The organism is Herpetosiphon sp. NSE202, from assembly GCF_042688385.1.
GTDB lineage: Bacteria > Chloroflexota > Chloroflexia > Chloroflexales > Herpetosiphonaceae > Herpetosiphon.
Genome location: NZ_JBHUPY010000013.1, coordinates 217,304 through 230,618, shown reverse-complemented (window position 1 = coordinate 230,618; position 13,315 = coordinate 217,304). Strand labels below are relative to the sequence as shown.

The 13,315-nt window shown below is 49.0% G+C and carries 11 protein-coding genes; 7 read left to right on the top strand and 4 right to left on the bottom strand.

Annotated features, from left to right (window positions below; all coding sequences use genetic code 11):
- Positions 1 to 35 precede the first annotated feature (35 nt).
- Together cax and ACFMKP_RS17465 are read right to left on the bottom strand one after the other, a co-directional pair.
- Positions 36 to 1,148 (bottom strand): calcium/proton exchanger, encoded by a 1,113-nt coding sequence (cax, locus tag ACFMKP_RS17470; RefSeq protein WP_382293583.1) that lies wholly within the window; start codon positions 1,146 to 1,148, stop codon positions 36 to 38.
- Positions 1,149 to 1,257: 109 nt separating this feature from the next.
- Complete coding sequence (locus ACFMKP_RS17465; RefSeq protein WP_382293581.1) at positions 1,258 to 2,025, bottom strand: TerC family protein; 768 nt, start codon at positions 2,023 to 2,025, stop codon at positions 1,258 to 1,260.
- Positions 2,026 to 2,109: 84 nt separating this feature from the next.
- On the opposite strand from ACFMKP_RS17465, the gene ACFMKP_RS17460 reads away from it, so the two are divergent.
- The 7 genes from ACFMKP_RS17460 (at position 2,110) to ACFMKP_RS17430 (ending at position 11,122) form a co-directional block, all read left to right on the top strand.
- Positions 2,110 to 3,921 (top strand): helicase-associated domain-containing protein, encoded by a 1,812-nt coding sequence (locus tag ACFMKP_RS17460; protein ID WP_382293579.1) that lies wholly within the window; start codon positions 2,110 to 2,112, stop codon positions 3,919 to 3,921.
- Between the two features lie 11 nt (positions 3,922 to 3,932).
- Entirely contained in the window at positions 3,933 to 4,694 is a 762-nt protein-coding gene (recO, locus tag ACFMKP_RS17455) for a DNA repair protein RecO (protein WP_382293577.1), read from the top strand.
- A gap of 56 nt (positions 4,695 to 4,750) precedes the next feature.
- Positions 4,751 to 5,434, top strand: a complete 684-nt coding sequence (locus tag ACFMKP_RS17450; RefSeq protein WP_204754199.1) for a PH domain-containing protein — start codon at positions 4,751 to 4,753, stop codon at positions 5,432 to 5,434.
- 48 nt (positions 5,435 to 5,482) lie between these two features.
- On the top strand, positions 5,483 to 6,328 hold the full coding sequence (locus ACFMKP_RS17445) for a purine-nucleoside phosphorylase (RefSeq protein ID WP_382293575.1): 846 nt from the start codon (positions 5,483 to 5,485) through the stop codon (positions 6,326 to 6,328).
- Positions 6,318 to 7,010 (top strand): CAP domain-containing protein, encoded by a 693-nt coding sequence (locus ACFMKP_RS17440; RefSeq protein ID WP_382293573.1) that lies wholly within the window; start codon positions 6,318 to 6,320, stop codon positions 7,008 to 7,010. Before ACFMKP_RS17445 ends, ACFMKP_RS17440 begins: the two co-directional genes overlap by 11 nt.
- 9 nt (positions 7,011 to 7,019) lie before the next feature.
- Positions 7,020 to 8,543, top strand: coding sequence for a cyclic nucleotide-binding domain-containing protein (locus ACFMKP_RS17435; protein ID WP_382293571.1), 1,524 nt, complete (start codon positions 7,020 to 7,022; stop codon positions 8,541 to 8,543).
- 188 nt (positions 8,544 to 8,731) lie between these two features.
- Positions 8,732 to 11,122, top strand: a complete 2,391-nt coding sequence (locus ACFMKP_RS17430; RefSeq protein ID WP_382293569.1) for a peptidoglycan DD-metalloendopeptidase family protein — start codon at positions 8,732 to 8,734, stop codon at positions 11,120 to 11,122.
- Positions 11,123 to 11,215: 93 nt separating this feature from the next.
- Here the strand turns inward: ACFMKP_RS17430 and ACFMKP_RS17425 are convergent, their stop codons facing one another.
- Both ACFMKP_RS17425 and ACFMKP_RS17420 read right to left on the bottom strand, forming a co-directional pair.
- On the bottom strand, positions 11,216 to 11,698 hold the full coding sequence (locus ACFMKP_RS17425) for an HIT family protein (RefSeq protein ID WP_382293568.1): 483 nt from the start codon (positions 11,696 to 11,698) through the stop codon (positions 11,216 to 11,218).
- 108 nt (positions 11,699 to 11,806) lie between these two features.
- Positions 11,807 to 13,285, bottom strand: coding sequence for a hypothetical protein (locus tag ACFMKP_RS17420; RefSeq protein WP_382293566.1), 1,479 nt, complete (start codon positions 13,283 to 13,285; stop codon positions 11,807 to 11,809).
- Positions 13,286 to 13,315: the final 30 nt, after the last annotated feature.

Below are 13,315 nucleotides of genomic sequence, written 5' to 3'. Positions count from 1 at the left end.
ACCCGCCTGTTGAGCTACAACAGGCGGGTTTTGGTTTAGCCGACGAAGAAGAAGCCAATGCCGACAATGATATACACCGCCAGCAGCATCGCGCCTTCAAGCCAATTGCTCTCGCCATCCATCGAAACGAAGGTGGCGATAATCACGCTTAGGCCAAGCACCATCACTTCAAACAAGCTGAAAAACAGCGTCATCTGTTGATCAAACAGCATACTAATAAAGACCAACAGCGGCGCAACAAAGAGCGCAATCTGGGTGCTTGATCCCAATGAGATTGTCATTGAAAGATCCATTTTATTTTTGAGCGCTGCTTGCACGCCGACCAAGTGCTCGGCCACGTTGCCCACAATTGGAATAAAAATAATCCCCAAGAACAACTCGCGCACGCCCAACGAACGGGCGACTGGCTCGACCACACCAACCAAGGCTTCGCTCATAAAAACGATTGCCAAGGTACAGACCACCAAAATGCCAATCGCGGTTTTGACGCTCATGGTTGCTTGGTGGCTTTCGATTTCGTCGGTTTCTTCAAAGCCAGTATGCGAAACCGCGCCCGAATCGCCATCGCGCAGAATGTAAATCATGCTCAAAATGTAGACGATGATCAATACAGCTGCCACGCCAATCGAAATTGCCCGCAACTGCGGATCATCAACTTGGGTTTTGAACACATCAAGCGCCAAGTTGGGGTCGGCAATTTCTTTGAGCAATTCAAACAGGGTTGGAATAATCAGGCCAATCACCGCCAGCGTCATCAACGAGGCCGACATGCCTGTTAGGCCGCGATCAAACTTCTGCTTGCCGTTTTTCAAGCCACCAAGCAAAAAACTAAACCCGATAATCAGCAGCAAATTACCAATAATCGAGCCAGTCAGCGAAGCCTTGACCAATTCAATTTTACCTGCTTTCAAAGCCACGATCGTGATGATTAATTCGGCGGCATTACCCAGCGTTGCATTGAGCAAGCCACCAATTTTTGGCCCAGTGTGAATCGACAATTCTTCAGTTGCTTCGCCCAAAAATCCCGCCAGCGGCACAAGCGCCAAGGCCGAAAAGATAAAGGTTAGCATATCGTTGTGCAGCAAGAATTCTGCGACCACTGCTAACGGCACGAACAGCAACATGTAATGAATCCAACGCAGTTTCATGGTGGATCACCTCATACTACTCAAGGGCGATTGCAAACGAGCGCTTAACGCCAACAGCGTATCGACATGTGCCAATACGCTGTTGTTGAATAAACTTTTTAAGGTTGGGTTATTTGGTGCTTTCTTCGACTGCTTCTTGCAAATACGAAGGTTGGCGCAATTCGACTGGTTTTTGGGTAACTTTCTTGACCCGCAAGTTAAGCATTTCAACCAAAACCGAGAAGCCCATGGCGAAGTAGATATAGCCTTTTGGAATGTGTTGATCAAAGCCTTCGGCCACCAACGACATCCCGATCAGGAGCAAGAAGCTGAGTGCCAACATTTTGACGGTTGGGTGGTTGTTGACGAAATCGCTAATTTTACCTGCTGAGAGCAACATCACGCCAACGGCGATAATCACCGCAGCAATCATAATCTGAATATGATCAACCATCCCGACGGCGGTAATCACCGAGTCGAGCGAGAAGACAATATCCAAAACCAAGATTTGAGCAATCACTGAGTTGAACGATTTGGCCTTGACGTTTTGCTCGTGATGCTCAGTGCCTTCCAAACGCTCGTGAATTTCAAAGGTTGCTTTACCGAGCAGGAACAAACCCCCAGAGATAAGAATTAAGTCGCGGCCAGAGATGGCTTGGCCAAACACGGTAAAGAGCGTGTTGGTCAGACCCATCACCCACGAAAGCGAGAACAGCAGCCCAATCCGGGTAAATAAGGCCAACGCCAAACCAACTTGGCGGGCTTTGGCTTGTTGTTCTTTTGGCAATTTGCCCGATAAGATCGAAATAAAGACAATGTTGTCGATCCCTAAGACGATTTCAAGCAGAGTCAAGGTTAAAAGCGAAACCCAAGTCTGCGGGTCAGATAACCATTCCATACAGGTGCGCTCCTTCAATTAGCGAAAACGGATTCTTCCAAATTGTATGCAATCATGCTGCAATGTAAAGGGTATAATTTCTTTATGACACGAACACATGCTTCAATCGATTGGCTTGCCAGCCTTCCCACCAGCGAACGCCATGTATTGGCGCATTTGTGGCAGGTTGCCGATGCCGCTGAGCTTGGTCAACCAACGGCAATTCAGGCTTTGGTTGGGCGGTTATCTAGCACTGAACGTTCGGCGTTGGATCGAGTGATCGCTGCTGGTGGTAAGCTCGCGGCCAAAACGCTTGAACGCGAGTATGGCAAAATTCGCTCACATCGTGATATTGTCACTCCCCGGGCCTATCTCTTGGCCCTCCATGGTCAAGCTTCAGTGCTTGAGCACTTGTATGTTTTGGGCTTAATTCAGCCACTCAAAGCTGTAGACGGCGAGTATTACGTGATTTTTAGCGATTGGTTGCAAGCTTTACCAGCAGTTTCGGCCCCAAATTTGCCAATATGGCACGAATATGCCAGCCCAAGCACGTGGGTTGAGGCTGATCTTGGCCAAACTGAAAGTTTGCTGACCACTGTTTTGGCCGTCTGCTATCAGCAAGCACTGAAACTGACGCGCCAATTACAGCTTGAACGGGAAGGCTTACGGGCAATCTGTCAACGCATAGCAGTTTCTACGCCAACAAGTGAGCGTCAATTTGGCCAATTGGTTTGGCTACGCAGCTGTGCGCTTGAAGCTGGCTTGTTGCAAATCAATAATCAACAATTGCAACTGGCGGGAAATCCATTGCATTGGCTTGAAGCCAGCCCCAAACAACGGCTTGAGCAGCTATTCAATGGCTGGCTTGGCAGCGATTTTGATGAATTTAGCCTCAGCGAGTTGCACCTTCAAGCCCAATTCGATCTGCAAAACGCTCGCCAACAGCTTTGGCAATGCTTACAAACTGCGCCAAGCGATCAATGGTTAGGCTTTGATGATTTGCTGGCACAGATGCAGGCAAGCTATCCAGAACTTTTGCGCAGCGATTTTGAGCAACCGAACATTGAAAATCAGCATGGCGAGCCACTAAACGGTTGGCAACATTGGCACGAAGTCGAAGGCGCATGGATTAAAGCCGCATGCCAAGGGCCCTTGTTCTGGTTGGGCTTGCTTGACCTCGATCAAATAAAGCATCCGCAGGCCTTGCGGCTGACTCAATGGGCAAGTCATTTGCTGCATGCTGGGCATGAGCCAAGCCAATTTGCTGGCCAACTTCAGCTTGCCAGCGATGGCTTAATTCGGGTTCCGCCAACGGTCGAGCCATTGCCACGCTTTCAAATTCAACGGATTACCGAGTGGCAATCGACTGATACTCATGGCACAATGGTTGTTCGATTAACCGCCCATTCGTATAGCCAAGCCTTGCAACGTGGCATTCAGGCCAGCCAAATGCAGGCATTTTTGCAGCGCTGGTGCGATCGGCATGTGCCGCACGATTTGCAAACGCTGTTTGAGCAATGGCAAAGCGACCGCAGCCAATTATTAGCCCGCCCAGCCTTGTTACTTGAGGCCAGCGAACCAAGTTTGCTCAGCGAAATTGCCAAGCTGCCACATTTGCCGCCCTATGCTGAACTTAATGAGCAACTCTGGGAGTTTGAATTAGCCGATGCGGCGGCGATGACGCATCGGTTGCACGAGGCTGGCTATGCACTCAATCAAGTCAGCGAGCTTGATCAACGGATTAGTGACCACGATCTTAAACAGCTGCTCACGGCAATGATGACGGTGCAGCGCTTGGCCCCAAGTTTGGTCAGCGAAGCCTTGATTGAGCGCGTGCTCCACGCATTGCCCAACAGCGAACGCCAACAACTAAAAACCAACGTTAAACAATGGCTACAGATCATTAACCGAAGCTAGAAGGAGCCAGCATGCGCGACCGCTTATATACCACCGAGGCGTTGATTATTCGCCGCTCCGATGTTGGCGAGGCCGATCGGATTTTGACGATCTACACGCCGCAATATGGCAAGCTCAGCGTCACCGCGCGCGGCGTGCGCAAAATGACCAGCAAGCTGGCTGGCCATTTGGAGCTATTTATTCATACCCGCTTGCAATTAGCCAAGGGCCGCTCGTTCGATGTTGTGACCGAAAGTCGGGTTGTGCAGCCGTTTCGCAGCCTGCGCGAAGACCTTTCGCGCATCAGCCAAGGCTATTATGTGGCCGAATTGCTTGACCAAATGACCGCCGACGAGAGCGATAATCCGGCGCTGTTTCGACTCACATGCGAAACCTTGGCAGCCCTCGATGTGTTGGATGAAGTTGTGCGCCGCGATGTCATTTTGCGGTATTATGAATTACACACACTGATTCTTTCGGGCTACCGCCCACACCTATTTCACTGTGCCAACTGTGAGCGCGAGCTTAGCCCAGAGGCCGATCGCTATAGCCCAATCACTGGGGGTGTTTTATGTCAACAATGTTCCAGCAGCGAGCCACGAACATTGCCGATCAATCTCAATACCTTCAAATTCTTACGCTACTTGGCGCGCATGCCTTTAGAGACCGTCGCCAGCCTTGCGCCAGCACCAGCAACCGTGCATGAAGCGCGGGCGGTATTAAAAGCCTCATTGAGCCAAGTTTTAGAGCGTGAGCTAAAATCGACCCAATTTCTCAATTTAGTGCGTGGTTGACAAGCCTATAGCTTACCACTACACTAGCCGCGATTCCCCCTAAAGGAGCACAACCAATGAGCTATGTTGAGCAACTCTTAGCTGAAAACGAAGATATTAAATATGAAGCCCATCAACATCCGTTCGTTTTCTTGGGACGCATTGGCTTTGAAGTCGTTGTGATGGCAATTATGGTTGCCGCGATTTTTTTTATTACTAGGCTTGAGAGCGACAAATGGCAAGCGATTCAACCATATGTGCAAGTGATTTTAATTGCAATTATTTTGCTCATTTTGGCGAGTGCTGTCATTGATTTCCTGCGTTGGCGCAATGAGAAGTTTTTATTAACCGATCGGCGGGTGATTCATCTCCGAGGCATTATTAATAAAGCGAGCCTCGACTCATCGCTCGATAAAATTAACGACGTTCAAATGCGCCAAACATTTATGGGTCGGATGTTTAATTATGGTGATCTCGAAGTTCAAACGGCCAATGAAAACAGCGATAACTTCTTTGCGTTTATTCGTGCGCCACTTGAATTTAAACGCGCCATGTTGAATGCAAAAGAAGAACACGACCGCGAACCAGCAATGTATATGCAATCGGTCAATGCCTATAAAAATTTTGTGCCACCCTATCAACGCCCGAACGATAATGATGTTGAAGAATTGTTGCTACGCTTAAACGATCTGCGGCAGAAAAATTTAATTACTGATGCAGATTTTGAAGCCAAAAAACGCGAAATTCTCAGTCGGATATAATGCCTGCGGCCATAGCAATGTGGCTATTGTTGCAAAGGATTTCAATTCATGACCACCAATCGCACCCAAGCAATCCATGGCGCGGTCGCCGCCATTCGTCGTTATACTGATCGTGTGCCCCAAGTGGGAATTATCCTTGGCTCTGGCTTGAGCCAATTGGTTGACCATATTCAAAACCCCGTTGTCGTCTCCTACAGCAATATTCCAGGCTTTGCGCCTTCGGCAGTGCCCGGACATCGCGGCGAACTGGTGTTGGGCGAGCTTGGCGGGGTTTCAGTGCTGGCCATGCGCGGGCGCTTTCACTTCTATGAAGGCTATGGCATGGATGAAGTGACCTTGCCAGTGCATGTGATGCGCGCCTTGGGAGCAGATACGCTGATTGTGACCAACGCTGCTGGTGGCTTGAATGCCAATTGGCAGGTTGGCGATTTAATGCGGATTGCCGATCATATCTTTTTGCCAGGCATGGCAGGCTTTCACCCCTTGCGCGGCCACAACGACGATACGCTTGGCCCACGCTTCCCAGCAATGCTCAATGCCTATGATGCAGAATTAGGCACGATGGCCAAAGCTGCCGCCGAACGCGCTGGGGCAACTTTGCGCGAAGGCGTATATGCCATGTTGGCAGGGCCTTCGTTTGAAACTGGCGCTGAAATGAACTATCTGCGCGGAATTGGCGTTGATGCAGTTGGGATGTCGACCGCGCCGGAAGCAATTGTGGCCCGCTATCGTGGCATGCGCGTTTTGGGCATTTCGCTAATCACCAACATTGCTCACCCCGACGCGCCACCAGCCAACCACGAGGAAGTGCTGGAAGCAGGCGAAACCGCCAAGCCCATGTTTAGCGCATTAATTAGCGATGTGCTGAGCCAAATTGCGGCCTATGGCAAATAGTCTACGTGGCCTTGGCTTAGTGCTGTTTGGCCTCGTGCTGGGCGTGATCATTGGGGTGTGGTGGGTTGCACCACGCCTCAATGGAACGGTGATTCGCTTTGAGAGCGCTACCAACCCAACTGCCAGCCCGAGTGAGCTACCAACTCTCGCCAGCATTACACCCGCTTCAACCGCAACCGCAACCAGCTCAGAAACCACAACCCCAAGCGTCGCAGCCAGTGCCACCAGCCAAGCCAGCCCAACTACCTCGCCCACCATCCAAGTGACCGCTAGCCTGACCAGCTCTGGTGATCTCAAACTCGATGTCTTGCTGGCAGTTAATCGCGAACGCCAAAAAACCGATTGTGTGGCCTTGGTGTTTGAGCCACGCTTGCAAAGCATCGCCCAAGCCCATGCCGACGACATGGCCCAGCATCAAAAGATCGATCACGTCAGCAGCGATGGCCGCACCTACAGCGAGCGGCTTGAGCAAGCAGGCTATCAATTTATTCGGCGCGGCGAAAATATTTCTGCTTGGTTTGCAACGCCAGCAGAAGTAGTAGCCCAATGGATGGATGAGCCAGTTGATGGCCCGCATCGCGCTAATATTACCAATTGTGCCTATCGCCATGTTGGTATTGGCCTTGCCTACGCCGAAGATCGCCCGTATTGGGTGCTTGACATGGCCGAACCAAAACCGTAAGCTATTTTTATGTTAAGTGTATTTGAGCATATTATTCAGCCAATGCTCTGGGGCGTTGGCAGCTATGCAGCGTTGCGGCTGTTAATTCGGCTTGGGCGGCGGGTTGGGCTGATCAGCGGCTTGAATATGCTTGGTCAATTTTTGGCGCTTAGTGCTGCTGGCCTCGTTGGTTTATGGTCGGATCAACAGCTCGAACACTGGCCACTGCTCACCAAAATTCTGCAAACAGTCGTTACTGTTTCAATTATTGCTGTAATTTTGCATATAGGCGACCAACTGCTGGTGCGGCGTTTGGCTGCCAATGGTCGGCCCAATGCTATTCCGCGCTTGATGCGCGACATTGCGCGGGGCTTTGTGCTGCTCATGACCCTGCTGATTTGTATTGGTCACTTCTTCCAAGTGCAAATTGGCACCGTGCTACTCAGCTCAACCGTTTTTACTGCCGTGGTTGGGCTGGCGCTGCAAGATTTGCTCAAAAATGTAATTGCGGGCATCGCACTGCAAATGGAACGGCCTTTTATGCCTGGCGATTGGATTTTTATCGATGCCCAAACTGGCTATGGCCGCGTTTTGGAAATGAGCTGGCGGGCGATTCGGGTCAAGCCGCGTGATGGTCAAGTGGTCGTCATCCCCAACACAATTATTGCCCAACAACAAATTATCAATATGAGCGCAACTGGTTTGCCAGTAGCTATGCGGGTTGCGGTTACCGTCGATTGTATGCACCCGCCGATGATGGTGCGCGAACTGTTGAAAGAAGCAGTGCTTTCGAGCCGTGGGGTTGTTGCCCAACCAGAGCCGTTTGTATTTGTGCGCAACTACACCGCCTTTTCGACGACCTACGAAGTCAAATGTTGGATCAGCAACTACGACGATTTTCCCCAGTTGCAAGGCGATGCGTTAAGCAGAATTTGGTATGTTTTTCAGCGCCAAGGCATTCACTTTGCCTCGAATGAGATGGTGCTGACCCGCCCAGAACAGGCCAGTCGCCAACGGCGGCTTGATTACACGCCTGAACAAATTTTCGAGCGCCTGCGCCGCATCAAGCTGCTCGATGGCATGCACGAACAAGAATTACGCTTTTTAGCCGAGCATGTGGAAATTCGCTTATTTGAGCGAGGCGAAATTTTGGCCCATCAAGGTCGCCATGAACATATTTTGTATGCGATTACGCGCGGCAAAGTGCGCGTCGAGGTTGCCCATGATGATCAGCCGCCACTTGTCGTTTCGCATTTAGGGGCTGGTGATGTGTTTGGCGAACGTGGCATGTTAATGGATGAGCCACGTTCGGCCAGCGTAATTGCTGAAGAAGATACGCGCACGATTGTGATTGAACGCCACGATTTAGCGCCGTTGTATGCCAAAAATCCATCGTTGGCCGAACGTTTGGGCGTGATGGTTGCAGAGCGCCAACAAGCGACCCACAATTATCTTGAGCAACAGCGCTCGGTTAACCAAAGCGCTACCCCCTCGCCTGCCGCCCGCTCAATCACCGAACGCATTCGCGATGTCCTGATCGATTTGAGCAAATAGTCAAGTAGGCAGAATCCCCCTATTCAATCAATGGTGATAGTACTTTTATGTGATTCAAAAGCTAAATATCCCCCCATCTTTACTCATTATCACCCTACGAAAAATCCCAACAATTACTTATACTCATTTATAACACATAGATAGTCCTAAAATCATATTTTGATTCCTATCGATCGCTGGAGGATTTAATGCAAAAGCATTGGATTATGCCATGGCTTCTAGTATTTATCGTGATCATCAGCATGACAAGCCCTAATGCGAAGGCCCAAATTACCTCAACCGGAGAAAGCCAATTAACGCTTGATTTAAGCCAAGTACCAACAGCATATCATGCAGCATTTTGGAAAATGCTGCATTGGTTTGAGCAGCAGCCTCGGCAAAATTCCAAGCAAATAGCCTATGGAATTAGTTCATTTGAAGAGCATGGAGATTGGGCATTTGCTTCATTCGCTGCATTTGACCAAGAGGCAAAATATTATCGCGGAGAAAGCTATAGTGTTATTCTGAAATATGATGGTTCTTGGCTAGCAGTTATGAATTTGATGCCAGAATTCGCCGAAATAGTCCATGCATTACCTGCAAATTTGATTAGTGATCAATCTCGTCAGATTTTATTACATCTTAATAAATCAATCCCGAATGCCCCACAAGCTACATTAAAATTTCCTTGGAATAATGGCCAAAATTGGATGCTAACCCAAGGTTGGCATTACGAAGTAATGTATCTATCCCAAGCTGTCGATTTTGCACCCGCTACCAACTCAGCCGATAAGCAAATTTTAAGCGCTCACGCAGGGACAGTTACACAGATCTGCAATGGACCATTATCGCATGGTGTTAGGCTCCAGGCTTCTGATGGAACCCAAACAGGCTACATTCACATTCAAGCTGGAACACTTAATGTCCAACTCAATCAATCAATTCCACAAGGTTATCTGCTTGGATCAACGGTAGAAGGGAATGGTAGCGATAACTGTGGGACTTGGTATGGAGCGCATATTCATCTTGAGCTGCAAAGTCAATCGGTAACGCTTGATGGTTGGACAGCAAATAGTAGTAATATATGGACATCGGGAAGCGGTGCTATCAAAGGTATTAATGACTGGTTTGGTTCAACCAACCAACAAGGTGTTATCCGTGGTTATATTGATGAGCCAGCTCCAAATAGTAGTGTAAAAGATACGATTCAAGTGCGAGGCTGGGCCAAAATTGATAGTGCAAGTATTCGTGAAATTCAAATTTATGCGCGATTAAATACTGCGAATCATACATTTGAGCACATTGCCAACGCAACCTATGGCGATTATCGCAGCGATCCTGGGATTGAAGGCCCATATGGTTGGCACTGGAATTGGGATACCCGCAAGTATGGCAATGGTGCTAGCGAGATTCGAGTAAAAGCGATTACGAATAGCGGCCAAGAGCAATGGCTACCATCATCGGCAAACCAAAATTCCACCACAACGATTAATCTAACGCTTCAAAATCCAGTGCATCCTTGTTTTAAACCCTTATATCGCTACTTTCATCCCGCCAGTTTACGCCATACCTATACCAGCAATTGGGCTGAATTGGGGTTTGGTGATGTGCATTGGAATTACGAGCACATTGAGGGCTATATCACCCAAACAGCTGGATGTCATATGCCAAATGCCTCAGCCCTTTATCGCGTAGCCCATACCAGTATTATTCCCAAACATTTGCTCGTTGATACTTATGAACGAAATGTATTAATTGCCAGTGGCAATTATCACGATGAAGGAATTCTTGGCTATTTTGCCCAACAAAGTCAAAGCCAATATGCAACGCGCCAACTGTATCGGCTCTATCATTCAGGTCGTAATGATCATTTTTATACGACCAGCGGAACTGAAGTTAATGCTGCGATTGCATCTGGTTATCAACAAGAAACATTTCATGGCTACCTTTTTGATTTAGTTAATACTGCGCCTAATAAACCAACGACGAGTAGCCCAGGCCAAAATACCGTCGTGCATAATCCAAGCGTTCAGTTAACCTGGAATGACCCTGGCGATCCGGATAATTATCCAGCCAACTATCGTGATTATCAGGTTGAAATTAAGGCTGCTGTGGGCGGGTGGGTCCAAACTCGGCCTTGGAATCATGATGCCACATGGACACTCACACTACCACAATCAGGAGTTTATTATTGGAAAGTTATGGCTGGCGATGGAATGACAGGCAGCATTTGGTCTGATTTTATGACCTTTACCTTAAATCAATTACCAAATTCGCCAACCCTTATTTCACCTGTCAATAATAGCCAACAGGCAAGCACGACCCTCAACTTGCGCTGGCAAGACACCGGTGATCCTGATAACTATCCACGAGCTACTAGAAATTATTGGCCAGCACTTTGGAAAAGCGACCAAAGTTGGAGTCTTTATCCAGGTTGGCAAGATGCTGCTAGTTGGAGTGTGACGGTACCAGAACCAGGCCAATACTGTTGGAGAATGTATTCAGGCGATGGATTAACCCCTAGTCTTCCATCTGAAACCCGCTGTATTTTAGTTAATAATGGTCAGTTTAAGCTTTTTGTCCCATTAGCACGCCGCTAAATCCATAACAATGCTTAATGTTGGCAAAATCAGGAAGCTAACGCAAACGTGCCTGCCAAATCTTCAATAATTGAGAACTTGGCAGGCACATTACTATTGAAAATGGCCAACTAAGGCGGCGTAGGTATCATCCATGGCTTCGGGAATCAGCTTCACGCCACCGATTAATGGCATAAAGTTGGTATCGCCATTCCAGCGTGGCACAATATGCATATGCAAATGTTCGTCGATGCCTGCGCCTGCTGGTCGGCCCAAATTCATGCCCAAATTGTAGCCATGCGGATTCATCACTGTGCTCAAAATTGTGGCTGAGCGCTGCGTCAAATGCATAATTTCGGCAGCAGTTGCCGCTGGCAGGTTGGCAAAATCATTGGTATGGGCGTAGGGCACAATCATCAAATGGCCTGGATTATAGGGATATAAATTCATCAGCACATAGCTAAATTGGCCCCGATAGAGCACATGATTTGCAGGATCGTTTGATTCTTCGTGCTTGACGCACAAAACACAGCCTGAATCCTTGGGCGTTTCGCCTTTGACAAACTGCCCGCGCCATGGTGTCCATTTGATCTCCATTGCAACCTCCAAAAGCAAAGAACTGCTGCCATTGTAGCCGAGAATTGCTGCTTAAACACCAACCGATCGTCGTTATGACGATCGGTTGGCTATGCTTGAATCAACGAGCTATTGGGTTTTGACCATCGGGATAAAGGCTTTATGGTCGAGAACCAGCACTCGTACCGTGATTGGATTACGGGCTTGAGCACTGCCCCAATACCAGCCAACGCCAGGAACGAAGACTTCGCCTGTCGCGCCAGCATTAATTTCGATTGTGCCAGGCGCAACGGCGCGTAAGCCAATCTTGTAACACTGGGTTGGATGTTGATTGTATTTACACGGCATCGTCAACGGCGGGTCGAATTGTACAGTTCCGGTTGGGCTAAGCGTGATGCCAGTATAGGGCGCGCCAATATTGACATACTGAATCGTCAGACTGAAGGCATCGCCAACATTAACCAAGTTGGGTGCACTCAGAATTAATTCTGAAACAATCGGCGTAACCGTCGGGCTGCCACTCACTGGTGTGTTCGTTGGCGTACCAATACATGGACTAGCATTAAGTGCCAAATTGGTTGGACATGGTGTCGCTTCTAGATCTGGCGTGCCGGTTGGCGTTCCAGTTGGCGTAGGCGTACACGGCGCTTGCGTCACTTGGGGTGCTTGTTGCATTGGCAACGTTGTTGGCGTATAGCACGGATACGATGGAAACGTTGGCGTTGCCGTGCGTGTGCTAGTTGGCGTTGGGGTTGGCGTACATGGCGCTTGCGTCACTTGGGGTGCTTGTTGCATTGGCAACGTTGTTGGCGTATAGCACGGATAACTTGGAAACGTTGGTGTTGCCGTGCGTGTTCCGGTTGGCGTTGGCGTGCTGGTTGGTGTAACGCATGGATTGCTTGGCGTTTGGGTCAATTGCGGCGCTTGGCGTTGCCCAAGATTTGGTGTTGGTGTGCTGGTTGGCGTAATACATGGATTACTTGGCGTAAAGGTTGGCGTTGCGTTCGGATCGCTAATTGTGACCACGAGCGGCGCGCGAGCCGAACCCCAGCCCCAATACCAGCCATGATTATACGATTCGCCGGTTGCTGTCGCATTGATGATTAACGTTCCAACATTCGTAGCGCGAATGGTAATGCTGCTACAGCCAGTTGGATGCTCGTTATACTTACAGGGCATTGTCAAGGCTGGATCAAACTGAGCCAACGAGGAATTGTTGAATCCAATGCTGGCGTAGGGCATGCCAAGATTGATATACTGGATTGATAGTGTAAAGACTTGGCCAACCACCACTTGGCTTGGACCACTCAAAATCAGTTCAGGTTGCACAAAACAGGGATCTGCGGTTGCAGTGATCGTTGGCGTGCCACTTGGTGGCAGTGTCGGGGTCAAATTGGGAACCCGCGCTTGGCTATTCTCACCCCGTGGAAAACAGCTAGGAGTAGCTGTCGCCGTAGGAGTAACCGTCATTGACGGTACTATAGTACTACCTGATGGGGTTTGAGTTAATAAGACCTTGGCGCTTGTTAATGCAGGTTGTTTGGCTACAGCAAAGCCAAATAATATTGCACACAAACTCATTAACAGGGCCAGCCGCCTGTTGTTCATAGGGGTCCTCCTCTATTCGGATAGTAGGTC